23 protein-coding genes are annotated in these 26,729 nt (G+C 70.7%); 11 read left to right on the plus strand and 12 right to left on the minus strand.

What is annotated here, in order from left to right:
- The first annotated feature begins 255 nt into the window (after window positions 1-255).
- Window positions 256-1,050 carry a methyltransferase gene (locus DI272_RS36720; protein ID WP_109499487.1) on the plus strand — a complete coding sequence of 265 codons (795 nt, stop codon included), beginning with the start codon at window positions 256-258 and terminating at the stop codon, window positions 1,048-1,050.
- 42 nt (window positions 1,051-1,092) lie between these two features.
- On the opposite strand, the gene DI272_RS36725 is transcribed toward DI272_RS36720, so the two are convergent.
- Window positions 1,093-2,070 (minus strand): carbohydrate kinase family protein, encoded by a 978-nt coding sequence (locus tag DI272_RS36725; RefSeq protein WP_109499488.1) that lies wholly within the window; start codon window positions 2,068-2,070, stop codon window positions 1,093-1,095.
- Window positions 2,071-2,411: 341 nt separating this feature from the next.
- Window positions 2,412-3,317, minus strand: coding sequence for a pseudouridine-5'-phosphate glycosidase (locus DI272_RS36730; RefSeq protein ID WP_109501241.1), 906 nt, complete (start codon window positions 3,315-3,317; stop codon window positions 2,412-2,414).
- 102 nt (window positions 3,318-3,419) lie between these two features.
- On the opposite strand from DI272_RS36730, the gene DI272_RS36735 reads away from it, so the two are divergent.
- Window positions 3,420-3,848 carry a VOC family protein gene (locus DI272_RS36735; protein ID WP_109499489.1) on the plus strand — a complete coding sequence of 143 codons (429 nt, stop codon included), beginning with the start codon at window positions 3,420-3,422 and terminating at the stop codon, window positions 3,846-3,848.
- A 47-nt stretch (window positions 3,849-3,895) separates the two neighbouring features.
- On the opposite strand, the gene fdhA is transcribed toward DI272_RS36735, so the two are convergent.
- The 3 genes from fdhA to DI272_RS36750 all read right to left on the minus strand — a co-directional run bounded on the left by fdhA (window position 3,896) and on the right by DI272_RS36750 (window position 6,792).
- Window positions 3,896-5,128 carry a formaldehyde dehydrogenase, glutathione-independent gene (fdhA, locus tag DI272_RS36740; RefSeq protein WP_109499490.1) on the minus strand — a complete coding sequence of 411 codons (1,233 nt, stop codon included), beginning with the start codon at window positions 5,126-5,128 and terminating at the stop codon, window positions 3,896-3,898.
- A gap of 167 nt (window positions 5,129-5,295) precedes the next feature.
- Entirely contained in the window at window positions 5,296-5,850 is a 555-nt protein-coding gene (locus tag DI272_RS36745; RefSeq protein ID WP_109499491.1) for a methylated-DNA--[protein]-cysteine S-methyltransferase, read from the minus strand.
- A 66-nt stretch (window positions 5,851-5,916) separates the two neighbouring features.
- A complete protein-coding gene (locus tag DI272_RS36750; protein ID WP_109499492.1) occupies window positions 5,917-6,792 on the minus strand; it encodes a glycerophosphodiester phosphodiesterase family protein in 876 nt (291 codons plus the stop codon).
- A 290-nt stretch (window positions 6,793-7,082) separates the two neighbouring features.
- Here DI272_RS36750 and DI272_RS36755 point away from each other — a divergent pair, with 290 nt between their 5' ends.
- From DI272_RS36755 to DI272_RS36785, 7 genes are all read left to right on the plus strand, one after another.
- Window positions 7,083-7,952: an MHYT domain-containing protein gene (locus tag DI272_RS36755; RefSeq protein ID WP_109499493.1), complete on the plus strand. Its 870-nt coding sequence runs from the start codon at window positions 7,083-7,085 to the stop codon at window positions 7,950-7,952.
- 39 nt (window positions 7,953-7,991) lie between these two features.
- The gene (gene uvrB / locus DI272_RS36760) at window positions 7,992-10,127 is read left to right on the plus strand and encodes an excinuclease ABC subunit UvrB (RefSeq protein WP_109499494.1); all 2,136 of its coding nucleotides are present in this window, start codon (window positions 7,992-7,994) and stop codon (window positions 10,125-10,127) included.
- A gap of 273 nt (window positions 10,128-10,400) precedes the next feature.
- Entirely contained in the window at window positions 10,401-10,979 is a 579-nt protein-coding gene (locus DI272_RS36765; protein WP_109499495.1) for a TerD family protein, read from the plus strand.
- A gap of 91 nt (window positions 10,980-11,070) precedes the next feature.
- Window positions 11,071-13,158 (plus strand): TerD family protein, encoded by a 2,088-nt coding sequence (locus tag DI272_RS36770; RefSeq protein ID WP_109499496.1) that lies wholly within the window; start codon window positions 11,071-11,073, stop codon window positions 13,156-13,158.
- 237 nt (window positions 13,159-13,395) lie between these two features.
- Window positions 13,396-14,397: a TerC/Alx family metal homeostasis membrane protein gene (locus DI272_RS36775; RefSeq protein ID WP_109499497.1), complete on the plus strand. Its 1,002-nt coding sequence runs from the start codon at window positions 13,396-13,398 to the stop codon at window positions 14,395-14,397.
- A gap of 128 nt (window positions 14,398-14,525) precedes the next feature.
- Window positions 14,526-14,840 (plus strand): hypothetical protein, encoded by a 315-nt coding sequence (locus DI272_RS36780; RefSeq protein ID WP_375138088.1) that lies wholly within the window; start codon window positions 14,526-14,528, stop codon window positions 14,838-14,840.
- A gap of 61 nt (window positions 14,841-14,901) precedes the next feature.
- A complete protein-coding gene (locus tag DI272_RS36785) occupies window positions 14,902-16,002 on the plus strand; it encodes a calcium:proton antiporter (RefSeq protein WP_109499499.1) in 1,101 nt (366 codons plus the stop codon).
- Here the strand turns inward: DI272_RS36785 and DI272_RS36790 are convergent.
- A complete protein-coding gene (locus DI272_RS36790) occupies window positions 15,992-17,296 on the minus strand; it encodes an MFS transporter (RefSeq protein WP_181387436.1) in 1,305 nt (434 codons plus the stop codon). The two genes, DI272_RS36785 and DI272_RS36790, sit on opposite strands and share 11 nt — an antisense overlap.
- A gap of 62 nt (window positions 17,297-17,358) precedes the next feature.
- On the minus strand, window positions 17,359-18,405 hold the full coding sequence (locus DI272_RS36795; protein WP_109499500.1) for a S66 peptidase family protein: 1,047 nt from the start codon (window positions 18,403-18,405) through the stop codon (window positions 17,359-17,361).
- A gap of 103 nt (window positions 18,406-18,508) precedes the next feature.
- On the opposite strand from DI272_RS36795, the gene aroQ reads away from it, so the two are divergent.
- Window positions 18,509-18,982, plus strand: a complete 474-nt coding sequence (aroQ, locus tag DI272_RS36800; RefSeq protein WP_109499501.1) for a type II 3-dehydroquinate dehydratase — start codon at window positions 18,509-18,511, stop codon at window positions 18,980-18,982.
- Between the two features lie 79 nt (window positions 18,983-19,061).
- On the opposite strand, the gene DI272_RS36805 is transcribed toward aroQ, so the two are convergent.
- From DI272_RS36805 to DI272_RS36825, 5 genes are all read right to left on the minus strand, one after another.
- Window positions 19,062-19,820 carry an amino acid ABC transporter ATP-binding protein gene (locus DI272_RS36805; RefSeq protein WP_181387437.1) on the minus strand — a complete coding sequence of 253 codons (759 nt, stop codon included), beginning with the start codon at window positions 19,818-19,820 and terminating at the stop codon, window positions 19,062-19,064.
- On the minus strand, window positions 19,817-20,713 hold the full coding sequence (locus DI272_RS36810) for an amino acid ABC transporter permease (RefSeq protein WP_109499502.1): 897 nt from the start codon (window positions 20,711-20,713) through the stop codon (window positions 19,817-19,819). Before DI272_RS36810 ends, DI272_RS36805 begins: the two co-directional genes overlap by 4 nt.
- Window positions 20,710-21,597: an ABC transporter substrate-binding protein gene (locus DI272_RS36815; RefSeq protein ID WP_109499503.1), complete on the minus strand. Its 888-nt coding sequence runs from the start codon at window positions 21,595-21,597 to the stop codon at window positions 20,710-20,712. The genes DI272_RS36810 and DI272_RS36815 overlap by 4 nt, the downstream gene beginning before the upstream one ends.
- 321 nt (window positions 21,598-21,918) lie before the next feature.
- Entirely contained in the window at window positions 21,919-22,575 is a 657-nt protein-coding gene (locus DI272_RS36820; RefSeq protein ID WP_109499504.1) for an MBL fold metallo-hydrolase, read from the minus strand.
- A gap of 44 nt (window positions 22,576-22,619) precedes the next feature.
- Complete coding sequence (locus DI272_RS36825; protein ID WP_109499505.1) at window positions 22,620-23,306, minus strand: maleylpyruvate isomerase family mycothiol-dependent enzyme; 687 nt, start codon at window positions 23,304-23,306, stop codon at window positions 22,620-22,622.
- A 224-nt stretch (window positions 23,307-23,530) separates the two neighbouring features.
- On the opposite strand from DI272_RS36825, the gene uvrA reads away from it, so the two are divergent.
- Entirely contained in the window at window positions 23,531-26,569 is a 3,039-nt protein-coding gene (uvrA, locus tag DI272_RS36830; protein WP_109499506.1) for an excinuclease ABC subunit UvrA, read from the plus strand.
- Window positions 26,570-26,729: the final 160 nt, after the last annotated feature.

Genomic DNA, 26,729 nt, shown 5'->3' on the forward strand with positions numbered 1-26,729 from the left:
TCTCCTTGCATGGATGCCCGCTCGTCGCATTGCTGCGCCCTGGCGTGCCAGTGTGCCAGCCTTGCGTGAGACGCGAGCAAGCCTGTGGGAGCAGGGCGTTCCGCTTTGTTCCCGCCTGTGGACGACGGGCTGGAAAGATGGTGCGGGGTGCTCGGGTACCCCACCCCCGCCCCCACTCCTGGAGCCGGACCGCCGCACTGTCGCATCGGAGCGTCGACCATCGTGGACAAGCGGGACAACTGGGATGATCGCGACATGATGCGAACCGATGGGTATCTCCTCGACAACCGGCAGACCGAGGCCGGAGAGCGTTTCGACGCCTTCGCCTCCCTCTTCGACCCCACGACGTTCCGGCACCTCGAAGGATTCGGCATCGGACCCGGCTGGCGCTGCTGGGAGGTCGGCGCCGGCGGCGCGTCCGTGGTGTCCTGGCTGGCCAAGAAGGTGGGGCCGACCGGGCGGGTCGTCGCGACCGACATCGACACCTCCCGGATCGCCCCGGCCGCCCGGCCGCCGGTGGAGGTGCGGGTCCACGACGTCGGAGCGGAGGAGCCGCCGGGCGAGGGCTTCGACCTGGTGCACGCGAGGCTCGTGCTGGTCCATGTGCTGGACCGGGAGCGGGCGTTGCGGTCGATGATCGAGTCCCTGCGGCCCGGCGGACGGCTGCTGGTCGAGGACGCCGACCCCGCCCTGCAGCCCCTGACCTGCCCCGACGAACACGGTCCCGCCGAGCAGTTGGCGAACCGGCTGCGCACCGGCTTCCGCCGACTCCTCGCCGACCGCGGCGCCGACCTCTCCTACGGCCGCCGACTCCCGCGCCTCCTGCGGGAGGCCGGTCTGTGCCGGGTGGAGGCCGACGCCTACTTCCCGCTCACCTCACCCGCCTGCGCGGCCCTGGAATCCGCCACGATCCGGCAGGTCCGCACCGACCTCGTCACGGCGGGCCTGGCCACGGACGAGGAGATCGACCGACACCTGGCGAACGTCGCGTCGGGCGCGATGGACCTGGCGACGGCACCGATGATCTCGGCGTGGGGGCGGAAGGCATAGGGGAGTCGGGCGGAGGAGGGGGCGCGAGGCCCGGCCACCCGACTACCGCGGCGCCCACCCCTGCCCATGAGGTGACGTTCCGCCGGTGCTGGGTCCGGATCGTCGCTCCGCCGGCGGCCTGCCTCCCACCGCCTCGACCGCTCTCGCCCCCGCCCGGCACCCTTCCCGCGCCGCGTCCTCCGCTTCGGCACCGGTGAGGAGGGCGGCGAGGAACGCGCCGGTGAACGCGTCGCCGGCCCCCGTCGTGTCGGTGGGAGTGGCCGGGACCGCGGGGACACGGGCGGACACGGTGCCCGAGCGGGCCACCAGCGCACCGTCCGAACCCTGCTTGGCGACCACCAGCGGAACATGACGGCTGAGCTTGGCCGCCGCGTCCTCCGCATCGGGCAACCCCGTGAGCAGGTACGCCTCGTCGCGGCTGGGAAGGAGGATGTCGATCCCCTCCACGAGCGTGAGGAACCGGTCGACGCCCAGCTTGTCGAGGAACCCCGCCGACGCCGGATCCAGGCTCACCGGCACTCCGCGCGCGCGTGCCGCCTCCAGAGCCACCGCCACGAACGCCCGGCTCGGCGCGGCGAACAGCAGATAACCCGACAGGTGCAGCCGAGCCACCCCGTCGAGCAGCGCGTCCGACCAGTCGTCCGCATCGAGCCGCAGGGAGGCCCCGCTGTCCGTGAGCAGCGTCCGTTCGGCGGCGGCATCGGTGTCGACGAGGCAGATCACCGTGCCGGTCGGCGCCTCCGGGTCGACGACGAGCCGGGGCCGCACCCCGCATGCCGTCAGCTCCCGCTCGTGCCAGGCTGCCCCCTCCGTGCCCACCCGGCCGAGCAGCCGGACCTCGCCGCCGCCCCAATGTGCCGCCCAGCAGGCCACGTTGGCACCGGCCCCACCGGGCAGCGTCCGGATCGCCGCGACCGTGTCCGTCCGCGCCGCGAGCGGCCCCCGATGCCGGGCGACGACATCCGTGATGACGTCCCCGACAACCAGCAAGGCCCCGGACGCCGGACCAACGCACGCCACCTCGCGCTGAGGCTCCTCGAGTGAGCCGGTGGACGCACCCGTGTTCCCGCGTCTCTTGAGTGAGCCGGTGGGTGCGTCGGCGTTCCCGTGCCTCTCGGGTGAGCCGGTGGATGCGCCGGCGTTCCCGTGCCTCTCGGGTGAGCCGGTGGATGCGCCGGCGTTCCCGTGCCTCTCGGGTGAGCCGGTGGGTGCGTCGGCGTTCCCGTGCCTCTCGGGTGAGCCGACGGACATGCCCGCGTCTTCGTGCCCCTCGGGTGAGCCGACCGGCATCGCTGCCTCCCCAGGGCCCTGCGAACCACCGGTGGATGCCGTCCCGCCCCCGACCCCCTCGCCGCGCACCGCTACACCCCGGCCCAGGCCGCCGCGATCCGTCCCGCCAACCGCACATTGCCGCGCACCGCCGCCAGATTCGCGCTCAGCGAGGCGCCGTCGGTGTGCCGTACCAGGTAGTCGAGCAGGAACGGCGTGACCCCCTGGCCCGTGACGCCCTGCTCCTCGCACGCGTGCAGCGCGTCGGCCAGTACGCGCGCGTGCAGCTCGGGATCCAACTGCTCCGACTCGGGGACGGGATGGGCGACGATCAGCGCCGACTCGGTTCCGCCCACGGCGTCCTGAGCTCGCATCACCTCGGCCACCTGCTCCGGGGTGTTCAGCGTCCAGTCCACCGGGTGGCCCGAGTCGGACAGATAGAAGCCGGGGAAGTGACCCGTCCCGTACCCGGCCACCGCCACGCCCAGTGTCTCCAGCCGCTGCAGCGTCGCCGGCACGTCCAGGATCGACTTCACGCCCGCGCACACCACCGTGATCCGCGTACGCGCCAGCAGCCCGAGGTCGGCCGACTCGTCCTGCGTCACCGTCCACTCCCGGTGCACCCCGCCGAGCCCGCCCGTCGCGAACACCCGGACGCCCGCCAGCGCCGCGAGCAGCGCGGTCGCCGACACCGTGGTCGCCCCGCTGGCCCCGGCAGCCACCGCGAGCGGCAGATCGCGATGCCCCAGCTTGCGCATCCCGTCCTCGTTGGCGACCCGCTCCAACTGCTGCTTGTCCAGGCCGACATGAGGCCGCCCGTCCAGCACCGCGATCGTCGCGGGAACGGCGCCCTCCTGCCGTACGACGTCCTCCAGCTCCAGCGCCACCTGGAGGTTGCGCGGTCGCGGCAACCCGTGCGCGATGATCGTCGACTCCAGGGCCACCACGGGTCGACGCGCGTCAATCGCCTCGCGCACTTCTTCGGAAACCACCAGCACCACGCGCCTGCCTCCTGTCGATCGTCCTTCCCTCATCTCTGGCGGGCGGCACGCCCGGCCAAACCCTTGCGGGGCGGCGGAGGCGACACCAGCCTGGGGTGCATGACGGACAACTCGACACGTCTCGACCATGTCGTCCTCTGGGTGCGGGACCCGGTGGCGTCGGCCGACTTCTACGAGAAAGCGGTCGGCATGCAGCCCCTGAGGGTCGCCGACTTCGCCGCCGGTACCGCGCCCTTCCCTTCCGTGCGGCTCAACGACGAGACCATCTTCGACCTCGCGCCGACGGCCGGAGCGAGCCACGCGACGATGCTCCCCGGCGCCGCCGACAGCGCGGGCCACCCGGTCAACCACATCTGCCTGGCCCTGCCGGGCGACGACTTCGACGCGCTCCGCACCCGCCTGGAGGAACGCGCGGTGCCGGTCTCGGAGATCCACCACGACTCCTACGGCGCCCGCGGCACGGCCCCGCGCAGCTTCTACTTCCGCGATCCGGACCAGAACATCTTCGAGGTACGGCACTACGACTGACCCGCGCGCGAGGGGGCCCGCGCACGCGTGGACCCCCTTCGGGCGCGTCAGACCGGCCGTACGCCCTTGAGCGCCCCGTGCGGGTCGAGCACGTACTTGCGGCTGGCGCCCTGGTCGAACTCGGCGTAGCCGCGCGGTGCGTCCTCGATGCCGATGACGGTCGCGTTGACCGCCTTGGCGATGTGCACGCGCTCGTGCAGGATCGCCATCATCAGGCCCCGGTGGTACTTCATCACCGGGCACTGACCGGTGGTGAACCGGTGGCTCTTGGCCCAGCCGAGCCCCAGCCGTACCTTCAGCGTCCCGGCCTTGGCGTCCTCGTCGACCCCGCCGGGATCGTCCGTGACGTACAGGCCGGGGATGCCGAGGGCGCCGCCCGCGCGGGTGAGGCCCATCAGCGAGTTGAGGACCGTGGCGGGCGCCTCCTGCGCCTCCGGGCCGTGGGCCCGGGCCTCGAAGCCGACCGCGTCGACCGCGGCGTCCACCTCGGGCTCGCCGACGATCTGCGCGATCTGCTCGTCCACGCTGCCGCTCGAGACGTCGACGGTCTCGCACCCGAAGCTGCGTGCCTGGGCGAGCCGCTCGGCGTTGAGGTCGCCGACGATGACGACCGCGGCGCCCAGCAGCTGCGCGGACGCGGCCGCCGCCAGTCCGACCGGCCCCGCCCCGGCGACGTACACCGTCGAACCCACCCCGGCGCCCGAACTCACCACGCCGTGGAAACCGGTCGGGAAGATGTCCGACAGCATGGTCAGATCGAGCAGCTTCGCGCGGGCCTGGTCCCGGTCCGGGAACTTGAGCAGGTTGAAGTCCGCGTACGGCACCATGGCGTACTCGGCCTGACCGCCGACCCAGCCGCCCATGTCGACATATCCGTAGGCCGCCCCGGGCCGGGCCGGGTTGACGTTCAGACAGATGCCGGTGGCGCGTTCCTTGCAGTTGCGGCACCGCCCGCAGGCGATGTTGAACGGTACGGAGACGATGTCGCCCACGTCGATCGTCTCGACGTCCGGCCCCCGTTCGACGACCTCTCCGGTGATCTCGTGTCCGAGGACCAGCCCCTCGGGTGCGGTCGTCCGCCCGCGCACCATGTGCTGGTCGCTGCCGCAGATGTTGCTGGCGAGCACCTTGAGGATCACACCGTGCCGGCACTTCCGGCCGACGTTCTCGGGTGCGACGCCCGGCCCGTCCTGCAGTTCGAGTGTCGGGTAGTCGATGGTCCTGACCTCCACCGCGCCCGGCTTGAGATACGCGACTGCCCTGTTTCCGCTTCCGCTCATGCGTGATCGCCGTCCCTTCGGCTCCGATGTCTTCGGATGCCAGTGGCTGTGCGCATGGCGGAGTCTGCTACCGCGGCGGCCTTCCGGCCAGCCGTCGCGCGCGGACCGGGTCGACCGCTGTCAGCGGCATGCCACCGAGGAGGTGGACCGCCCCTCTGAGCAGCCGCTCAGAACAGCGGCTCGGGAAGCACCCCCTCCAGGGCGAGCAGCTGCCGCTTGGTCTCCAGCCCGCCCCCGAACCCGCCGATCCCGCCGTCGCTCTCCACGACCCGGTGGCAGGGCACGACCACCGGCAGCGGGTTGGAGCCCATCGCCACCCCGACCGCCTGAGCCGCACCCGGCTGGCCCACCCGCCCGGCCAGATCGCCGTACCCCACGACGCTGCCGTACGGCACCCCGGCCGCCAGCTCGCGCAGCACCTGCCGGTTGAACCCGGAGATCAGCGACCAGTCCAAGGGCAGCTCGAAATCGCGCCGCTGACCCGCGAAGTACGCCTTCACCTGGCGTATCGGCTCGGCCAGCAGCGGTGAGCCGGGCTCTTCGACGGGTTCGCAGCCCAGCCGGGAGGCGAGCCGGTCGAGCGTGTTGGCGCGCACCGCGTCGGTCGCGTGGAACACGACATTGACGAGGCCGTCGCGGGTCGCGGCCAGCAGCAGGGGGCCGATGCCGGTGTCGACGACGGCCCAAACGACCCGCTGCTCGTTCTGCCCATGGCTGTCCATGCGCCCACCGTACGACCCGCCACTGACAACGACCCGCGGGCCGGCCCCGCCCGCCGTCCTGGCGGCTCAGGACCCGCCGGTCGCGTCCCGCACCACGTCCGGCTTGTTGGTGATGACGCCGTCGACGCCGTACCCGGCGACCCGGCGGGCCGTCTCCGCGTCGTTGACGGTCCAGGTGCAGAGCTCCAGCGGCTTGCCGTGCGCCCCGTCGAAAGCGTGCACGGTGGCGACGTACCCGGCGGTGATGGTGCTGTGGGAGGGGTTGATCTGGTCGGTGAACCTCGCGTAGGCGGACAGCTCCGCCACGGACGGCGTACCGAGGATGCCGGTCTTGACGCCGGGCTTCAGTTCGTGGACGGTCCGCACGCTGTCCACGCTGAAGCTCTGCACGATCAGTCGGCTCGCGCGGTGCCGCCGGTCGAGCCAGCCCTCGTTGGCGAGGACCTTCAGGGTCTGCTGCTCGATGCCCGGATAGAGGGCGGGGTTCTTGATCTCCAGGAGCAGCTTCTGGCGGTTGCGGTCGACCCGGTGCACGTACTGCTCCAGGGTCGGCACGCGCGCGCCCGCGTAGGACGGGCCGAACCAGCTTCCCGCGTCGAGGCGCGCGATCTCGGCGGCGGTGAAATCCTTCACCTTCCACGGGGACCGGCCGGGGAAGACCTCCTCGACGTCGGTGGTGCGCCGGAGGCTGTCGTCGTGGATGACGACGAGCTCGCCGTCCTTGGTGCGCTGGACGTCGTTCTCGACCCAGCGGATGCCCATCCGGGCCGCGGTGTCGACGGCGGCCAGAGTGTTCTCGGGCGCGTAGGCGGAGGCGCCCCGGTGCGCGATGACCGTGGGCCGTTCGCCGTCCTCGGCGGCCCGGACGTCGGAGGAGGGGAGCAGGAGGGTGGCGGCCCCCAGGAGCGCGGTGGTCGTGGCGGCAACTGCGCGCGCGTGCATGCGTACTCCTTGCGTCGAGCGTGCACGGACAGCTCCACTGTGACAGCAGAGGGTCAACAGGAGGGGAGTACAGAATGGCCACAGACTGAATGGAGTTGCCCAACTCCGCTCACCGGTGCCGCACAACTGCGGCAACGGCGTGGCAAGGGCGTGTTTCTTTGCCGGAAAATCGTTCGACCATTCCGGTGGGGGTCATACTCTTCGCCTCAACCCTGACCGCTCCAGCGGTCCTGGGAGGGGGCGTATTTCAGCACATTCCGGGACGCAAGAAGGCGGAAGGGTAGCCGCGCATGCAAGGCACGGTCGACGGATTCAGTTACGGACTCGTCACACCGCTGGTGGCCTACCTCATGGCCTGCCTGGGGGGCGCCCTCGGCCTGCGCTGCACCACCAGATCCATGCTGGTGTCGAACTCGTGGCGCCCGGGCTGGCTCGCCCTCGGCGCCGCCGCGATCGGCTCGGGCATATGGACCATGCATTTCGTCGCCATGATGGGGTTCACCGTCAAGGAGGCCCCGATCCATTACGACAAACCGTTGACGTTCGCGAGCCTGGGCGTCGCGATCGTCATGGTGGGTATCGGGATCTTCATCGTCGGCTACAAGGGCGCGAGCGGAACGGCCCTGTTCACCGGGGGCACCATCACCGGACTCGGCGTCGCCTCGATGCATTACCTGGGCATGGCGGGGATGCGGCTCAACGGAAATCTGGAGTACAACACGTTCACCGTCTCCGCCTCCGTCGTCATAGCCATGGTCGCCGCCACCGCCGCGCTATGGGCGGCCGGCCAGGTCAGAGGCCTGATGTGGAGCGTGGGCGCGAGCCTCGTCATGGGGCTCGCCGTCAGCGGCATGCACTACACGGGCATGGCCGCCCTCAGGGTCCATCTGCACGGCGGCTCCGCCGCCCCGTCCTCGGGCGACTCGCCCGCGGAGCTGCTGGCGCCCATGCTGGTCGGCCCCCTTGCCTTCCTCCTGATCGCCGGCGTCGTCGTGATGTTCGACCCGCTGATGGTCATGGGCAAACCCGACTGGACGCCCGTCGAGAACAAGCCAGGTATCCCGGCCCATACCGATGCCTCGCACACCGCCCGCCGCCCGGCCGTCCGCACCCGCCGCAGCGTCGGCCACCGCGGCTCCCGCACCCCGCAGAACCGCTGATCGGACCGCGTTGTCAGTGGGGGGTCGTACGGTGGTTCCATGCGGCCCGTTTCCCACATCGAACGCACGGTGGCGCCCTTCGAGGTCGTCAGCCCCTACCAGCCCAGCGGTGACCAGCCGGCGGCCATCGCCGACCTGGCCAAGCGCATCGAGGCCGGTGAGAAGGACGTCGTCCTCCTCGGCGCGACCGGCACCGGCAAGTCCGCCACCACCGCGTGGATGATCGAGAAGCTCCAGCGGCCCACCCTGGTGATGGCCCCGAACAAGACCCTGGCCGCCCAGCTGGCCAACGAGTTCCGGGAGCTGCTGCCGAACAACGCGGTCGAGTACTTCGTCTCGTACTACGACTACTACCAGCCCGAGGCCTACGTCCCGCAGTCGGACACCTACATCGAGAAGGACTCCTCGATCAACGAGGAGGTCGAGCGACTGCGGCACTCCGCGACCAACTCGCTGCTCACCCGCCGTGACGTCGTCGTGGTCGCCTCCGTCTCCTGCATCTACGGCCTCGGTACCCCGCAGGAGTACGTGGACCGGATGGTCCCCCTCAGGGTCGGCGACGAGATCGACCGTGACGAGCTGCTGCGCCGCTTCGTGGACATTCAGTACACGCGCAACGACCTGGCCTTCACCCGTGGCACCTTCCGGGTCCGCGGCGACACCATCGAGATCTTCCCGGTCTACGAGGAGCTCGCCGTCCGCATCGAGATGTTCGGCGACGAGATCGAGGCCCTGTCCACGCTGCACCCGCTCACCGGCGAGATCATCAGCGACGACCGGCAGCTGTACGTCTTCCCCGCCTCCCACTACGTCGCCGGCCCCGAGCGCATGGAGCGGGCCGTCAACGACATCGAGAAGGAGCTGGGGGAGCGCCTCACCGAGCTGGAGAAGCAGGGCAAGCTCCTGGAGGCCCAGCGGCTGCGCATGCGCACCACGTACGACCTGGAGATGCTCCGCCAGATCGGCTCCTGCTCCGGTGTCGAGAACTACTCGATGCACTTCGACGGCCGCGAGCCCGGCTCCCCGCCCAACACCCTGCTGGACTACTTCCCGGACGACTTCCTGCTGGTCATCGACGAGTCCCATGTCACGGTCCCGCAGATCGGCGCCATGTACGAGGGCGACGCCTCCCGCAAGCGCACCCTCGTCGACCACGGCTTCCGGCTGCCCTCCGCCCTCGACAACCGCCCGCTGAAGTGGGAGGAGTTCCAGGAGCGCATCGGGCAGACCGTCTACCTGTCGGCCACCCCGGGCAACTACGAGCTCTCCCGCGCGGACGGCGTCGTCGAGCAGATCATCCGGCCGACGGGCCTCGTCGACCCCGAGGTCGTGGTCAAGCCCACCGAGGGCCAGATCGACGACCTGGTGCACGAGATCCGCAAGCGCACCGAGAAGGACGAGCGCGTCCTGGTCACCACGCTCACCAAGAAGATGGCCGAGGATCTCACGGACTACTTCCTGGAACTCGGCATCCAGGTCCGCTACCTGCACAGTGACGTCGACACCCTGCGCCGCGTCGAACTGCTGCGCGAGCTGCGCTCCGGCGAGTTCGACGTCCTGGTCGGCATCAACCTCCTCCGCGAGGGCCTCGACCTGCCCGAGGTGTCCCTGGTGGCGATCCTCGACGCCGACAAGGAGGGCTTCCTGCGCTCCGGCACGTCCCTGATCCAGACGATCGGCCGCGCGGCGCGCAATGTCTCCGGCCAGGTCCACATGTACGCCGACAAGATCACCCCGGCGATGGAGAAGGCCATCGACGAGACCAACCGGCGCCGGGAGAAGCAGGTTGCGTACAACACGGCACGCGGCATCGACCCGCAGCCGCTGCGCAAGAAGATCAACGACATCGTGGCCCAGATCGCCCGCGAGGACGTCGACACCGAGCAGCTGCTCGGCTCCGGTTACCGCAAGCAGAAGGACGGCAAGGGCGCCAAGGCCCCCGTGCCCGCCCTCGGCGGCAAGGCGACGGGCGGCAAGGGTGCCAAGGGCAGGGCCAAGGAGACCGTCCCGACCGACCGGCCCGCGGCCGAGCTGGCCGGGCAGATCGAGGAGATGACCGCGCGGATGCGGGCCGCCGCGGCGGACCTTCAGTTCGAGATCGCGGCCCGGCTGCGCGACGAGGTCTCCGAGATGAAGAAGGAACTGCGCCAGATGCAGGAGGCCGGCCTGGCCTGACGGACAGCCGCGGGCGCCGGTCCCCGTCCCGGGACCGGCGCCCGCCCGCATACTCCGGCCTTGTCCCGAGCAGACCTCGGCCGCGCCCGGCCACGCCCCTGCGAAACCTCGGACAAGCCCCGGAGGGCCCCCATCGGTCCGTGAACGCGCAGTGTTGCAAGACCGACACAAAGTACGGACCCGGGTAGCGGCATTGTCAGTGCCCCCGCATAGGGTTCTGGTCAACCGCGGACTCCGCGGCAACAGGGGACAGCTCGAGAGGGGAATCAGCGCGTGACCGTCAACATGACCAAGGGTCAGGCCATCAGTCTGCAGAAGAACGACGGCGGCAGCCTGACCGCGGTGCGCATGGGTCTCGGCTGGCAGGCGGCCCCCCGTCGCGGCCTGTTCGGCTCGCGCACCCGCGAGATCGACCTGGACGCCTCCGCCGTCCTGTTTGCGGACAAGCAGCCGGTCGACGTCGTCTTCTTCCGCCACTTGGTGAGCGACGACGGCTCGGTGCGCCACACCGGCGACAACCTCGTCGGCGGTGTCGGCCAGGGCGGCGACGACGAGGCGATCCTCGTCGACCTGTCGCGCGTCCCGGTCCACATCGACCAGATCGTCTTCACCGTGAACTCCTTCACGGGCCAGACCTTCCAGGAAGTGCAGAACGCGTTCTGCCGTCTGGTCGACGAGACCAACGGCCAGGAGCTGGCCCGCTACACGCTCGCGGGCGGCGGCGCCTACACGGCCCAGATCATGGCGAAGGTGCACCGCAACGGCCCGGGCTGGACGATGACGGCCCTCGGCACCCCGGCCAACGGCCGCACCTTCCAGGACCTGATGCCGGCGATCCTGCCGCACCTGTAGGCCGCCCGGCCAGGGCCCGTGTCCCCGGCATGATCCGCCGGACGGGCCCTGGCGGCACCCGACACCGAAAGCGACACAGGGGGACGAAGGCATGACGGCCGAGCTGGTGCGGGGGCAGAACCACCCGCTCTCCCAGGCCCGCCTAGAGATCCGGGTCTCGGCCGGCCAGCCGGTCGTGGCCGGCGCGACGCTCAGCGACGAGCACGGCAAGGTCCATGGAGTGGAGTGGGTCGCCCACCCGGGCGCCCCCACCCTGCCGGGCCTGGAGGTCTCCCGGCAGGCCGCCGCCGACCACCGTCTCGCGGTGGACCTCGGCGCCGTGCCGGAGGCCGTGCACCGGGTCAGCGTGCTGCTCGCTCTGCCCACCGGGGTCGGTGGTCCCGTCAGGTTCGGCGGCCTCGCCGCCCCCTTCGTCGCGGTCACCGGCCTCGACGGCTCCGAGATCGCCAGCTACACCATCACCGGCCTTGAGGCCGAGTCCGCCGTCGTCGCCCTGGAGCTCTACCGCCGCCAGGGCGCCTGGAAGGTCCGCGCCGTCGGCCAGGGATACGCGGGCGGCCTCGCCGACCTCCTCGCCGACCAGGGCATGCCCGAGGCCCAGCACCTGGCGAGCGGCATCAACGAAGCCGTCGCCCAGGGCCTCGCCCGCTCGGTCCAGGCCCCCCGCACGACCGACGGCGACCGCACCCGGCACGCGGCCGCACCGGCGCTCGGCTCCGACCAGGGCGGCCAGGCGGCCCAGGGCGCCACCGGCCCCGTACCGCCGCAGCCGCCCGCGTCGCCGTACGGCACCCAGGCGCCGGGCACACCGGGACAGCCCGCCTCCCCGTACGTCCAGCCCTCCGGCAACACCGGCCGGCCGCCCGCCTCGCCCTACGACCCCCCGGCCACCGGTGCCGGTCACCCGCAGGGCGCCGCGGCCCCGTCCGCCGACGCTCAGCCGGGCCCCGCCACGGGCAGTCCCGTCGACTACAGCCACCCGCGCCGCCAGACCACAGCCCCGCCGCCGCCCCCGCCGACCGCGCCCCCCGCCCAGCCCGGACAACCCGCGCAGCCCGTCGCGGGGGACGCGACCGGGTGGTCCATGGAGGAGCGGCTCTACAACCAGGTGTGGGGCATGTTCGAGGACCTGGCCCGCACCATGGCCGCGTACCGCAGTGCGGTCGACTTCGCCGACTCGCGCATGGAGAAGGAGCTGGACCAGGCCCTGTCCGACCCGCGCAGCCGGATCGGCGGCCAGGGCGACGCCGCGCGCGAGGCGGCCCAGGCCAAGCACGCCCAGCTGGTCGACCAGGCCCGTACGGCCCTGGACCGCGACCTCGCCCAGCTCACCGCCGAGGCCGACGTCGTCGAGCCCGCGCTGCCCGCGGCCTACGCCCGCTGGGACAACCCCGTCTGGCACGGCTACCGCGTACCGATGGAGATCCCCATGGCGCTGCGCCTGGGCGACCTGCATCTTCCCGAGGCCCCGCAACTGCGCATCCCCATGCTGGTCAGGCTGCCGCTGGAGCGCGGCCTGTGGATCGACAGCGGGCGGGCCGACTCGCTCGACGGTTCCTTCACCGACTCCCACGAACTCAAGCGGCTGGCGATGGAGACGGCGGTGGCCCACGCGGCCCGGCTGCTCGCCGTCTATCCGGCGGGCGAGTTCGGCGTGCACGTCATCGACCCGGCCGGCTCGGGAGGGCAGGCGCTCGTCCCGCTGGTGCAGACCGGGGTGCTGGCCGGCCCGCCCGCGCTCGGCGCTGCGGGCGTCGCGGACGTCCTGGCCCGGCTCACCCAGCGCGTCGACCTGGTGCAGATGGCGGTGCGTGGAGGCGCGCCCGACTCGCTCCCGCCGGGCTTCGACACCTCCGAGCAGCTGCTGATCGTCAACGACTTCCCGCACGGCTTCGACGACCGCGCCGTGACCCAGCTGCGCTACCTCGCCGACGAGGGCCCGGCGGTCGGCGTCCATCTGATGATGGTCGCGGACCGCGAGGAGGCCGCCGCGTACGGTCCGTTGCTCGACCCGCTGTGGCGTTCGCTGCTGCGACTGAGCCCGGTGCCCGACGACCATCTCGCCGACCCGTGGGTGGGTCATGCCTGGACGTACGAGCCTTCGCTCGTGCCGCCGGGCAGCCAGGTGCTCCAGCAGGTGCTGAACCTGGTGGCGGCAGCCCGCACCAAGTACACGTAAAGGCGCCTTGACCAGGCTCTTTGACCTTTCTTTTGCCAATCGCTTTACCTTCCCTTGGTGATTGGGGTACCGTTTTCCTCACGGAGGGGAGTACTCCCTGTCGACTGCGGCGTACCCGTCAATACGGAACAGATCCCCATGGATCTGCTCCCGGGGCGTCGGCCCACCTTGGGTGGAAGAGACCTCCGGCAGCGCGACGACGCTGGTTATTTGCCGTTACGTAATGCCGGAGGATCAGTGGATGTTTCCGTGACCCTGTGGGTCCTGACCATCGTGGGCCTCGCCGCCCTCATCTCGGTCGACTTCTTCATCGGCCGCAAGCCGCACGACGTGTCCATCAAGGAAGCCGGGATCTGGACGGTCGTCTGGATCGCCCTGGCCGGTCTCTTCGGCCTCGGCCTGCTGATATTCGGCGGGGGCCAGGCCGGCGGGGAGTTCTTCGCGGGCTTCATCACCGAGAAGTCGCTGAGCGTCGACAACCTCTTCGTCTTCGTCCTGATCATGGCGAAGTTCGCGGTGCCCTCGCAGTACCAGCAGCGCGTGCTCCTGATCGGTGTCCTCATAGCCCTGGTGCTCCGCGCGATCTTCATCGCTGCGGGCGCGGCCATCCTCGCCAGCTTCGCCTGGGTGTTCTACCTCTTCGGCGCCTTCCTGATCTGGACCGCCTGGAAGCTCATCCAGGAGGCCCGGGCCGACGAGGAGGACGAGGAGTTCGAGGAGAACAAGCTGCTCAAGGCCGCCGAGCGCCGCTTCGGTGTGGCCGACCGCTACCACGGCACCAAGCTCTGGATCGAGCAGAACGGCAAGCGGGTCATGACCCCGATGCTGGTCGTGATGCTCGCGATCGGCACCACCGACGTGCTCTTCGCCCTCGACTCCATCCCCGCGATCTTCGGCCTGACCCAGGACCCGTACATCGTCTTCACCGCCAACGCGTTCGCGCTGATGGGTCTGCGCCAGCTGTACTTCCTCATCGGCGGCCTGCTGAAGAAGCTGGTCCACCTCAGCTACGGCCTGTCGATCATCCTCGGCTTCATCGGCGTCAAGCTGGTGCTGCACGCCCTGCACGAGTCCGGTGTCCATGTCCCCGAGATCAGCATCCCGGTCTCCCTCGGCGTGATCTGCTCGGTCCTGATCGTCACCACGATCACCAGCCTCCGCGCCTCGAAGAAGCAGGCGGCGGCCGAGGCGGCGCAGAAGCCGATCGATGGCGCTCCGAAGGACAGCATCGACGCCTGACCACGTCGGACGTAGGAACAACCAGCACCGGGAGTGCCGTATGACCGATTGCCGCCCCTCGCTCCCGGTGCTTCCGTTGAGGGCGGAGCGTCTCCGTACCGGAGACGCCACAGCCGGGCGGAGGCACCGTGGACGCACCGATGAAGTTCGTGCAGATCATCGATTTCGAGACCGACCGCATCGACGAGATGCGGGAGCTGGCCCAACAGGCGGAGGAGAGTGCTGCCGGCCGCAGCGAAGGTCCCACGCGCCGCCTCGTCCTGAGGGACCGCAACCAGCCCAACCACTACCGCGTCGTGATCGAGTTCGACTCGTACGACGAGGCCATGCGCAACAGCGAGCATCCGGACACGACCAAGTTCGCGGAGCAGATGGCGGCGATCTGCACCAAGCCGCCGACGTTCATGGACTGCGACGCCGTGGACGTCACCGACTTCAGGTAGGACCTGCCGGGGCCCGTGCCGCCGGGGTGCGTGGCCCCTTCGCCTCTGCGACGATCGCATCATGATCGCTCGGCTCAGGTCGCTCACGACCCGGTGGACGTTCCTCGTGCCGGTACTGGCGGTCGTGCTCCTGGTGTTCACCTGGGGGCGCGACCTGCCGGGCGCGGTCGTCGCCCTGGTGACCCTGGTGCTCGCGGGAGCGGTCCTGGCCGCCGTGCACCACGCGGAGGTCGTCGCCCACCGGGTCGGCGAACCCTTCGGCTCGCTCGTCCTCGCCGTCGCCGTCACCATCATCGAGGTCGCGCTGATCGTCACCCTCATGGCCGACGGCGGCGACAAGGGCTCGACCCTCGCCCGCGACACGGTCTTCGCGGCCGTGATGATCACCTGCAACGGCATCGTCGGCATCTGCCTGCTGGTGGCCTCCCTGCGGCACGGCCTCGCCGTCTTCAACCCCGAAGGCACCGGCGCCGCCCTCGCGACCGTCGCCACCCTGGCCACCCTCAGCCTGGTGCTGCCGACCTTCACGACGAGCAAGCCGGGCCCGGAGTTCTCCGGCGTCCAGCTCACCTTCGCCGCGCTGTCCTCGCTCGTCCTGTACGGCCTGTTCGTCGCGACCCAGACCGTGCGGCACCGGGACTACTTCCTTCCCATCACCCGCCAGGGCGAGGTCGTCACCGCCGACGACCATGCCGACGCGCCCTCCGCCCGCACCGCCCTGATCAGCCTGGGCCTGCTGGGCCTCGCCCTGGTCGGGGTCGTGGGCCTGGCGAAGGGCGTGTCGCCCACCATCGAGTCCGGAGTGGAGGCCGCCGGGCTGCACCACGCCGTCGTCGGCGTGATCATCGCGCTGCTGGTGCTGCTCCCCGAGACCATCGCCGCGCTGCGCGCGGCCCGCCGCGACCGCGTGCAGACCAGCCTCAACCTCGCGCTCGGCTCGGCGATGGCCAGCATCGGCCTGACCATCCCCGCCGTCGCCCTGGCCTCTGTCTGGTTGTCGGGCCCGCTCGTCCTCGGCCTCGGCTCCACCCACATGGTGCTGCTCGCCCTGACCGTGGTCGTCAGTTCCCTGACCGTGGTGCCCGGCCGGGCGACGCCGCTCCAGGGCGGGGTGCATCTGGTGCTGTTCGCGGCGTATCTGGAGCTGGCGATCAATCCATGACCGGCTCGGCGGCGCTGCCCGCCACCGGTCGCGTCTCCGGGAGCAGCGCGAAGCAGCCCAGGCTGAGCAGCGCGATCCCCGTCAGATACGCCCCCACCCCCCACGGCACGCGACCGCCCTGCTCGGCCAGCGCCGTCGCCACGATCGGTGTGAGCGCGCCCCCGAGGACCCCGCCGAGGTTGTAGCCGACCGCGGCACCGGTGCACCGCACCCGCGGCTCGTACAGCTCCGGCAGGTAGGCGGCGATCACCGCGAACATGGTGATGAAGGCGAGCAGCGCGCCGAGGAACCCCAGGAACATCAGCAGCGGTTCACCGGTCGCGAGCAGCGCGACCATCGGGAACATCCACAGAGCCGCCGCAGCGCACCCGGTCAGACACAGCGGCCGCCGCCCGTACCGGTCGCCCAGCAGCGCCGCCGGCGCGGTGAGCGCGCCCTTGACCACGACCGCGGCCATGATGCAGGTCAGCATCACCGTACGGCTCACGCCGAGCCGTTCGGTGCCGTAGGCGAGGGACCACGTCGTCACGGCGTAGAAGATGGCGTACCCGACCGCGAGCCCGCCGGCCGTCAGCAGGACCAGCCGCCAGTGGTCGCGCACGACCTCGACGAGCGGCACGCGCGCGTGGTCCTCGAGTTCGAGGAAGGACGGACTCTCCGCGAGCGACGACCGCAGCCACAGCCCCGCCACGGCCAGTACCCCCGCCGCCCAGAACGGCACCCGCCACCCCCACGACGCGAACTGCGCCTCGGTCAGCGTCGCCGACAGCGCCAGCATCACACCGTTGGCGAGCAGGAAGCCCAGCGCGGGCCCGACCTGCGGGAAGCTCGACCACAGGCCGCGCCGCCCGGCCGGCGCGTGCTCCGCCGTCAGCAGCACCGCCCCGCCCCACTCCCCGCCGAGGCCCAGCCCCTGCAGGAACCGCAGCACGAGCAGCAGCAGCGGAGCGGCCACCCCGATCGCGTCGAACGTCGGCACACACCCCACCGCCACCGTGGCCCCGCCGGTCAGCAGCAGCGAGGCGACGAGGACCGGCCGCCGCCCGTGCCGGTCCCCGATGTGCCCGAACAGCACCGATCCCAGCGGCCGGGCGACGAACCCCACCCCGAACGTGCCGAACGCGGCCAGCGTCCCGGCCAACGGTGAGAAGGTCGGGAAGAACAGCGGCCCCAGGACCAGCGCCGCCGCGGTCCCGTAGGCGAAGAAGTCGTAGAACTCGATGGCCGTCCCGGCGAGGGAGGCGGCCGCGAGCCGCAGCATGGAGGGCGCCCTGACGGTGCGTACGTCGTGCATGCCGCGTCAACCACCCGCGGTGATCACAGGTTACGGGGGCGTGCGGAGGCATGTCCTCCGGATCAGTACGTGACCGTGATGCGCCGTGCGGGACCGTCGACGCGCACGAGTCCGCCGTAGGGGATGACGAGTTGAGGGTCGGTGTGTCCGAGGTCCACGTCGAAGACGATCGTGGTGTCGGGGGCGTACGTGCGCATCGCGCGCAGCACGGCCTCGCGCTGGTCGGCGGCGTAACGGGCGGCCTCCTCGGGGCTGTTGGGCCGCTCGAAGGACCAGGTCTTGGGGCGGCCCATCAGGAGCGCGGAGAAGCGCCGCAGCAGGCCGCGCTCACCCATGTTGCGCAGGACGCGGAAGACCTCCGTGCCGCTCGGCAGTTCCTCCGAGGTCTCCAGGAACAGCACGCCGCCGTCGAATTCAGTAACGTCACGCGGTATCTCGCGGTCGGCCATCAGCAGCCAGGAGAGGATCTCCAGGTTGCCGCCCCAACTGCGCCCCTCGGTCACGCGGTCGGGGTTCACCCAGGTCCACCCCGTGCCGGGCCGGGTCTGCGGCTCCTCGGCGAAGGTCGCCGGGTCGGCCCAGTCCCGGTTGACGTCGTTCCAGCGCTCCGCGGGCCGCAGTTCGTACGCGCCCGAGGTGAACAGCGCCGCCCCCAGGGACTCGGCGGTCAGCGCGTCCATGGCGACGGGCCTGCCGAGCTGCACCATCACGGTCGCGCCGTGGTAGCCGACGATCCCGGTGCTGCGGAGATACGCCAGCAGGTTCGTGTTGTCGCTCATCCCGAAGAACGGCTTCGGGTTCGCCCGGATCAACTCCCGGTCAAGGTACGGCAGTACGGTGATCTGGTCGTCACCGCCGATCGAGGCCATGACGACCTTGATGTCCGGATCGGCGAAGGCGGCGTTGACGTCGGCGGCGCGCTCCTGCGGCGTCGCGCCCATGCTCCGGGTGGTCGGGTACTCGACGGGTTCCAGGCCGTACACCTCGCGCAACCGCTCCAGGCCCAGTTCGAAGGGGCGCGGGAAGAGCCCCGGCAGCCCCGCTCCGGGCGAGATGACCGCTATACGGTCGCCGGGCACGGGCTTGGGCGGGTACGAGATCGTCGTCATCGCAGGATGGTACGGGCCGTCACCGCGTCGTCGCACCGTGATAAACCGGGTCTGAGCAGCGGTCTTCAACGGGCCGCCCACCCTTCACCGGACCGGAGGAACCGTGCCCCGCACCCTGGCCAACGCCCCGATCATGATCCTCAACGGCCCCAACCTGAACCTGCTCGGGCAGCGTCAGCCGGAGATCTACGGCAAGGACACCCTGGCCGACGTCGAGGCCCTGTGCGCCAAGGCGGCGGCCGCGCACGGCGGCACGGTGGACTTCCGGCAGTCCAACCACGAGGGCGAGCTGGTCGACTGGATCCACGAGGCGCGGCTCCACCACTGCGGGATCGTCATCAACCCCGGCGCCTACTCGCACACCTCGGTCGCGATCCTGGACGCGCTCAACACCTGTGACGGACTGCCCGTGTTGGAGGTCCACATCTCCAACATCCACCAGCGCGAGTCCTTCCGCCACCACTCCTACGTCTCCCTGCGCGCCGACGGTGTCATCGCGGGCTGCGGGGTGCAGGGGTACGTGTTCGGTGTGGAGCGGGTCGCCGCGCTGGTGGGGGCGGCACAGGCCGACGTGTAAGGACCGTCGGCCTGGCAGGCGGTCGTTACACCACGGCCGTTACACCACGGCCGCTGCGCCACGGCCGTTGCACCGCCCCTTACAGGCGCCCCGCCTCCACGATCCGCCGCAGGAAGCGCCGTGTGCGCTCCTGCTGCGGGTCGCCGAAGATCTGCTCGGCGGTCCCGCGCTCCAGGACCACCCCTCCGTCCAGAAAACAAACCTGGTCGGCGACGTCCCGCGCGAAGCCCATCTCGTGCGTGGCCAGCACCATGGTCATGCCGTCGCTCTTGAGGTCACGGACGACGTTCAGCACCTCGCCCACCAGCTCCGGGTCGAGCGCGGCGGTGATCTCGTCGAGCAGGAGCAGCCGGGGACGGACGGCGAGCGCCCGCACGATCGCCACCCGCTGCTGCTGGCCGCCGCTCAGCCGATCCGGGTACTCGCCCGCCTTCCCGCCGAGCCCGAGCCGCTCCAGCAGCTCCCTGCCCCGTTCCTCGGCCTCCGCGTGGGACACCCCGTGCACCCGGCGCGGGGCGAGGGTGATGTTCTCCAGCACGGTCATGTGCGGGAAGAGGTTGTACGCCTGGAAGACCACGCCGATACGGCGGCGTACCGCGTCCTGGTCGACGCGCGGGTCGGTGATCTCCTCGCCGTCCAGCCAGATCGCGCCGTCGTCGATCTCCTCCAGGAGGTTCGCGCAGCGCAGCAGCGTCGACTTGCCGGAACCGGAGGCGCCGATCAGCGCGGTCACGGTGTGCGGGGCGACCTCCAGATCGACGTCCCGGAGCACCACCGAGCCGCCGAAGGTCTTGCGGACCGCCTCCATCCGCAGCACCGGCGCGTCCGCGTCACTCATGCGATTCCTCCCTGGGCCCGCCGCCGGTCCATCCGAGCCGTCACCCAGTCCGTGAAGCGGGTCATCGGGATGGTCAGCGCCACGAACACCAGGCCCGCGACGATGTACGGCGTGTAGTTGAGGCTGCGGCCCACGATGATGTCGGCGGCCCGTACGGCGTCCACCGCGCCGCCGATCGACACCAGCCCGGTGTCCTTCTGCAGCGACACCAGGTCGTTGAGGAGCGGCGGCACCTGGCGCCGTACCGCCTGCGGCAGCACCACGTACCGCAGCGCCTGCCGGTTGCTGAGACCGAGCGAGCGGGCCGCGGCGCGCTGCGAGGGATGGACGGACTCGATGCCGGCGCGGAACACCTCGGCGACGTACGCCGAGTACGTCAGCGTCAGCGCCGTGCCGCCCAGCCACACCGGGTCGACGGTCACGCCCTGGAGCCGCAGCGCGGGGACGCCCAGCACGACGATCATGAGGTTGATGATGAGCGGAAGCCCACGGAAGAAGTCCGTGTAGGCGGCGGCCAGCACCCGCAGCGGGAAGAACACCGGCCCGCGCAGCGTGCGGGCGATGGCGATGAGCATGCCGAGGACGAGCACGGCCACGCCGCAGATCAGCAGCAGCCGGACGTTGAGCCACAGTCCTTCGAGGACCTTGGGCAGCGCCTCGCGCGCGTACTGCCCGTTGAAGAAGGTCTCCTTGGTGCGCGGCCAGCCGGGCGCGTTGACGACGACCAGGTAGAGGACGACCGCCGTGGCGAGCGTCGAGACCGCGGCGATCGCCGCGGCGCGGCGGGAACGGGCGCGCTTGTGGCGCTCGCGCTCGATCCGCCGCGCGGAGGGCGTGTACGCGTCGCCCGGGTCAGGCGTGCCGGCGTCCGACTCGTCCTTGGTGAGCGTCACTTGAGCACCGGGGCGTCGACGGCGTCCGACAGCCACTGCTGCTCGATCTTCGCCAGCGTGCCGTCCTCGCGCAGGGCGTTCACGGCCTCGGTCACACAGGGGGTGAGCGCGCTGCCCTTGTCGAGGACGAGACCGAACTGCTCCGGCGTGCCGCCCTGGTTCTCGAACTGGCCGACGATCTTGGCGTCCGTGACCTCGGCCGCGGTGATGTAGAAGGCGGTCGGCAGATCGGTGACGATGGCGTCCACCTGACCGTTCTTCAGCGCGGACTTGGCCTGGTCGTTCTTGCCGTACACGGCGGCGTCCTGGGTCGGCTTCACGACGTCGTCGATGTAGTCGAGGCTGGTGGTGCCGACCTGGGCGCCCAGCTTGAGGCCCTTGAGATCCGCGATGCTCGTCGCCTTCGCCGCCTTGGAGCCCTTCAGCGCGATGACGGCCTGGCGCACGTCGTAGTAGCCGGACGAGAAGTCCACGGCCTTCTTGCGCTCGTCGCTGATCGACACCTGGTTGATGTCGAAGTCGAACGTCTTCTCGCCGGGCGCGAACGCCTTGTTGAAGGGAACGCTCTGCCAGACGACGGCGCTCTTGTCGTAACCGAGCCGCTCCGCCACGGCATAGGCGACCGCGGACTCGAACCCCTCGCCGTTGGCGGGCTTGTCGTCCTTGAACCACGGTTCGTACGCGGGTTCGTCGGTGGCGACGGTCAGCTTCCCGGACGTCTTGGTCACGAGCTTGCCCTTGGCGCACGCGGCGCCCGTCGCCGACCCCGAGGGCTTGGCGGCCGAGTCCTCCTCGGGCTGCGGGGCGCAGCCGACGGCGGTGGCGAGCAGGGCTGTCGTTGCGGCGGCTACGGCGCGGCGCAGGGCGCGGTGGGCGAGGTGCATGGCGGGAGATTGGCAGTACGTCGCCCCGTTTGTCGAGGTCACGTCGGCTTTTGTCCGCATACTGGGAACCGGTGTTGCGTTCTCGTGAACGCCGCCTGTGCGGGCGGCTCGCCGGGGCCGCCGGTCGAGGGCGGGGATCGGAAGACCGGCGGCCCGTACCGCGCAGGAGCCGTCATCCTGTGCGGGGCTGGCACCAGTTGACCGCGCAACAACGCAGGCCGGGAGCGTGCGGATGACACCGGCGTGTGCGAAGGGTTCACACGGGGCGCGTGCGTGCGCCCGTGTGCCCGGCCGGCGAAAGCGCCCTGTGCGCCCCGACGTTCACCACCCGCGCGCGTGCCACTCCGGCAGATGCGGTCGCTCCGCGCCCAGCGTCGTGTCGTTGCCGTGCCCGGGGTAGACCCACGTCTCGTCGGGGAGTGCGTCGAAGATCTTCGTCTCGACGTCGTGGATGAGGCTCGCGAACGCCTCAGGATCCTTGCGGGTGTTCCCCACCCCGCCGGGGAAGAGGCAGTCGCCGGTGAAGACGTGGGGGTGGCCGTGCGGGTCATCGTAGACCAGGGCGATCGAGCCCGGCGTGTGCCCGGCCAAGTGGCGGGCGGTGAGCTGGACATGGCCGACCTGGAGGGTGTCGCCGTCGTCGACGAGGACGTCGGTCGGCACCGGGATGCCGGCGGCGTCGTCCCGTCCCGCGTAGGTGCGGGCGCCCGTCGCCTCGACGACCCGGGCGAGCGCCTGCCAGTGGTCGCCGTGCTGGTGGGTGGTGACGACGGAGGTGATGCCGTCGTCACCGATCATGCCGAGCAGGATGTCCGCGTCGTTGGCGGCGTCGATCAGCAGCTGCTCGTCGGTGGCCCGGCAGCGCAACAGGTAGGCGTTGTTGTCCATCGGGCCGACCGCGATCTTGGTGATCATCAGGTCCTTGAGCTCATGCACGTCGGCCGGGCCGCCGACGGTCACCTGTCCGCTGTACGTCATGGCGGCAGCCTATAGCGGGGAGCGGTCAGGAGACCGTTCACGTCCTACAGCGGGGGGAGCGCCGGGAGCGGGCCCCCGGTCACCGTCAGCCCGGTGCCGTCCCGGCGGCCGGCGAGCCAGCCGAGCAGACCGGCCGGGCTGCCCGTCACCGCCACCTCCGGCGCCTGCGCCTCCCGCCCGGTGCGCCACGCGCGCGTGCCGTCGGTCAGGCGCGTCGGCGGCACGTCGGGGTGCCGGGCGAAGCGGTCGGCGAGGAATTCGATCTCCCGTTCGGTGAACTCCTCCGGAAGGTCCTCCAGCTCGTACCCGATCCCCAGATCCACATGATGCAGCTCCACCTCCACCCACCGCCGGAACGGCACCCGGGACGCCGAGTCCGTGACCCCGTTGCGCAGCTCCACGGTGCGTGACCAGTCGGCCGGGACCGCCCCCGCCTCCTGGAAGCGGGCGGCGCTGTCGCGGACGTCGGCGAGCTGGGCGTCGAGGGCGCGCGGGGCGTCCCGCTCGATGTCGGCGTCCCGGGCCTCCCCGGAGAGGTACATGGGCCGGCCCTCCAGAACGTTCACGAGGGCGTCCGCGTTGCGGGCGAGGTGGGCGAGGACGTGGCCGCGGCTCCAGCCGGGAAGCCGTGACGGCTCGGCCACCGACGCGTTGTCCATCTTGGCGACTCCGGTGAGCAGCCGGTCGGTAGCGTCACGTACAGACGCCAGGTCATGCGCGTGATCAATCATGCTGCTGACCCTAGCTCCGCCACACCTTTGGGTGAAGGTGGTGAAGCAGTGCCGTAAATCGAATGCGCGTGCTATATGGTCGGTCGTGGCGTCGGGCATGCTGGATGGTCCGGGATTGTTCTCCCATTCGGGAATCCGACCGGCGTTGTCAGTGGCTCCCCCTAGTGTGAGAAGACACGGGGGCCTCGCCCCTGTCACTTCTCTCAAGAAAGGTGCGGACCGGCGTGGCCGACCGTCTCATCGTCCGTGGCGCGCGCGAGCACAACCTGAAGAACGTCTCGCTCGACCTGCCACGCGACTCGCTCATCGTCTTCACGGGCCTGTCCGGGTCGGGCAAGTCCTCCCTGGCCTTCGACACCATCTTCGCCGAGGGCCAGCGCCGCTACGTGGAGTCGCTCTCCTCGTACGCCCGCCAGTTCCTCGGCCAGATGGACAAGCCGGATGTCGACTTCATCGAGGGCCTCTCCCCGGCGGTCTCGATCGACCAGAAGTCGACCTCCCGCAACCCGCGCTCGACGGTCGGCACCATCACCGAGGTCTACGACTACCTGCGACTGCTCTTCGCCCGCATCGGCAAGCCGCACTGCCCCGAGTGCGGCCGGCCCATCGCGCGCCAGTCGCCGCAGGCCATCGTCGACAAGGTCCTGGAGCTGCCGGAGGGCAGCCGATTCCAGGTGCTGTCGCCGCTGGTGCGCGAGCGCAAGGGCGAGTTCGTCGACCTCTTCGCGGACCTCCAGACCAAGGGCTACTCCCGCGCGCGTGTGGACGGCGAGACCATCCAGCTCTCCGAGCCGCCCACGCTGAAGAAGCAGGAGAAGCACACCATCGAGGTGGTCGTCGACCGGCTCACCGTGAAGGACTCCGCCAAGCGCCGCCTCACCGACTCCGTCGAGACCGCCCTCGGCCTGTCCGGCGGCATGGTCGTGCTCGACTTCGTCGACCTGCCCGCCGACGACCCCGAGCGCGAGCGCATGTACTCGGAGCACCTGTACTGCGCCTACGACGACCTGTCCTTCGAGGAGCTGGAGCCCCGCTCCTTCTCCTTCAACTCGCCCTTCGGCGCCTGCCCCGAGTGCACGGGCATCGGCACGCGCATGGAGGTCGACCCCGAGCTGATCGTCCCCGACGAGGACAAGAGCCTCGACGAGGGCGCCATCCACCCCTGGTCGCACGGCCACACCAAGGACTACTTCGGCCGGCTGATCGGCGCCCTGGCGGACGCGCTCGGCTTCCGGACGGACATCCCCTTCGCCGGGCTGCCGCAGCGCGCCAAGAAGGCCCTGCTCCACGGCCACAAGACGCAGATCGAGGTCCGGTACCGCAACAGGTACGGCCGCGAGCGCGTGTACACCACGCCCTTCGAGGGGGCCGTCCCCTTCGTCAAGCGCCGCCACAGCGAGTCCGAGAGCGACGCCAGCCGCGAGCGCTTCGAGGGCTACATGCGCGAGGTGCCCTGCCCCACCTGTGAGGGCACCCGCCTGAAGCCGATCGTCCTCGCGGTCACGATCATGGGGAAGTCGATCGCCGAGGTCTCCGCGATGTCCATCAGCGACTGCGCGGACTTCCTGGGCGAGCTCAAGCTGACCGCCCGCGACAAGAAGATCGCCGAGCGCGTGCTGAAGGAGGTCAACGAGCGACTGCGCTTCCTGGTCGACGTCGGCCTGGACTACCTCTCCCTCAACCGCGCGGCCGGCACCCTCTCCGGCGGCGAGGCCCAGCGCATCCGCCTGGCCACCCAGATCGGCTCCGGCCTCGTCGGCGTGCTGTACGTCCTCGACGAGCCGTCCATCGGTCTGCACCAGCGTGACAACCACCGGCTGATCGAGACCCTCGTCCGACTGCGTGACATGGGCAACACGCTCATCGTCGTCGAGCACGACGAGGACACCATCAAGGTCGCCGACTGGGTCGTCGACATCGGCCCCGGCGCGGGCGAGCACGGCGGCAAGGTCGTGCACAGCGGCTCCATGAAGGAGCTCCTCGCCAACGCGGAGTCGATGACGGGACAGTACCTGTCCGGCAAGAAGGCCATCCCGCTGCCGGACATCCGCCGCCCGCACGACCCGTCCCGGCGGCTCACGGTGCACGGCGCCCGGGAGAACAACCTCCAGGACATCGACGTCTCGTTCCCGCTCGGCGTCTTCACCGCGGTCACCGGCGTCTCCGGCTCCGGCAAGTCCACGCTGGTCAACGACATCCTGTACACGCACCTGGCCCGCGAGCTGAACGGCGCCAGGAGCGTTCCGGGCCGGCACACGCGCGTGGACGGCGACGACCTCGTCGACAAGGTCGTCCACGTCGACCAGTCGCCCATCGGCCGCACCCCGCGGTCCAACCCGGCGACGTACACCGGTGTCTTCGACCACGTCCGCAAGCTGTTCGCCGAGACCACCGAGGCGAAGGTCCGCGGCTACATGCCCGGGCGCTTCTCCTTCAACGTCAAGGGCGGCCGCTGCGAGAACTGCGCGGGCGACGGCACCATCAAGATCGAGATGAACTTCCTCCCGGACGTCTACGTCCCGTGCGAGGTCTGCCACGGCGCCCGGTACAACCGGGAGACCCTGGAGGTCCACTACAAGGGCAAGTCCATCGCCGAGGTCCTGAACATGCCCATCGAGGAAGCGATGAACTTCTTCGAGGCCGTCCCGGCGATCAACCGCCACCTGAAGACGCTCAACGACGTCGGTCTGGGTTATGTCCGCCTCGGCCAGTCCGCGACGACCCTCTCCGGCGGTGAGGCCCAGCGCGTGAAGCTCGCCAGCGAGCTCCAGAAGCGGTCCACCGGGCGCACGGTCTACGTGCTCGACGAGCCGACCACCGGTCTGCACTTCGAGGACATCAGCAAGCTGCTGAAGGTGCTGGCCGGCCTGGTCGACAAGGGCAACACGGTCATCGTCATCGAGCACAACCTCGACGTGATCAAGACCGCCGACTGGATCGTCGACATGGGCCCCGAGGGCGGCGCGGGCGGCGGTCTCGTCGTCGCCGAGGGCACGCCCGAGGAGGTCGCCGGGGTCCCCGCCAGCCACACCGGCAAGTTCCTCCGCGAGATCCTCGGCGCCGACCGCATCAGCGACGGAGCCTCGGTGAAGGCCCCGCGCAGGACGGCGACGAAGACCGCGAAGGCGACGGCCAAGACGGCAGCGGCGAAGAAGACCGTCGCGGCCGGGTCGACCGCGAAGAAGACGGCGACGGCCAAGACGACCACGACCGCGAAGAAGGCCGCCCCCGCGAAGAAGACGGCGCGGGCCCGCAAGGCCTGACCGGGACAGCACCGGACACCGGGAGGCGGCTCACCCAGAGCCGCCTCCCGGCGCCGTTCCGGCACCCCGCTCTTTGATCGACAGCTCCCGGGCTGCCATGCTGCGCCAGAAACACCGAGCGCTGAGCGCTGAGCGCCAAGCGCCAAGCATCAAGCGCCGA

The organism is Streptomyces sp. Act143, assembly GCF_003143935.1.
Taxonomy (GTDB): domain Bacteria; phylum Actinomycetota; class Actinomycetes; order Streptomycetales; family Streptomycetaceae; genus Streptomyces.

Excerpts from the sequence above, each read along its gene's own strand:
- DI272_RS36720 (WP_109499487.1), top strand. The coding sequence starts at position 256 with ATGATGCGAACCGATGGGTATCTCCTCGACAACCGGCAGACCGAGGCC.
- DI272_RS36735 (WP_109499489.1), top strand. The coding sequence starts at position 3,420 with ATGACGGACAACTCGACACGTCTCGACCATGTCGTCCTCTGGGTGCGG.
- fdhA (WP_109499490.1), bottom strand. The coding sequence starts at position 5,128 with ATGAGCGGAAGCGGAAACAGGGCAGTCGCGTATCTCAAGCCGGGCGCG.
- DI272_RS36745 (WP_109499491.1), bottom strand. The coding sequence starts at position 5,850 with ATGGACAGCCATGGGCAGAACGAGCAGCGGGTCGTTTGGGCCGTCGTC.
- DI272_RS36750 (WP_109499492.1), bottom strand. The coding sequence starts at position 6,792 with ATGCACGCGCGCGCAGTTGCCGCCACGACCACCGCGCTCCTGGGGGCC.
- DI272_RS36755 (WP_109499493.1), top strand. The coding sequence starts at position 7,083 with ATGCAAGGCACGGTCGACGGATTCAGTTACGGACTCGTCACACCGCTG.
- uvrB (WP_109499494.1), top strand. The coding sequence starts at position 7,992 with ATGCGGCCCGTTTCCCACATCGAACGCACGGTGGCGCCCTTCGAGGTC.
- DI272_RS36770 (WP_109499496.1), top strand. The coding sequence starts at position 11,071 with ATGACGGCCGAGCTGGTGCGGGGGCAGAACCACCCGCTCTCCCAGGCC.
- DI272_RS36785 (WP_109499499.1), top strand. The coding sequence starts at position 14,902 with ATGATCGCTCGGCTCAGGTCGCTCACGACCCGGTGGACGTTCCTCGTG.
- DI272_RS36790 (WP_181387436.1), bottom strand. The coding sequence starts at position 17,296 with ATGCACGACGTACGCACCGTCAGGGCGCCCTCCATGCTGCGGCTCGCG.
- DI272_RS36795 (WP_109499500.1), bottom strand. The coding sequence starts at position 18,405 with ATGACGACGATCTCGTACCCGCCCAAGCCCGTGCCCGGCGACCGTATA.
- DI272_RS36805 (WP_181387437.1), bottom strand. The coding sequence starts at position 19,820 with ATGAGTGACGCGGACGCGCCGGTGCTGCGGATGGAGGCGGTCCGCAAG.
- DI272_RS36815 (WP_109499503.1), bottom strand. The coding sequence starts at position 21,597 with ATGCACCTCGCCCACCGCGCCCTGCGCCGCGCCGTAGCCGCCGCAACG.
- DI272_RS36820 (WP_109499504.1), bottom strand. The coding sequence starts at position 22,575 with ATGACGTACAGCGGACAGGTGACCGTCGGCGGCCCGGCCGACGTGCAT.
- DI272_RS36825 (WP_109499505.1), bottom strand. The coding sequence starts at position 23,306 with ATGATTGATCACGCGCATGACCTGGCGTCTGTACGTGACGCTACCGAC.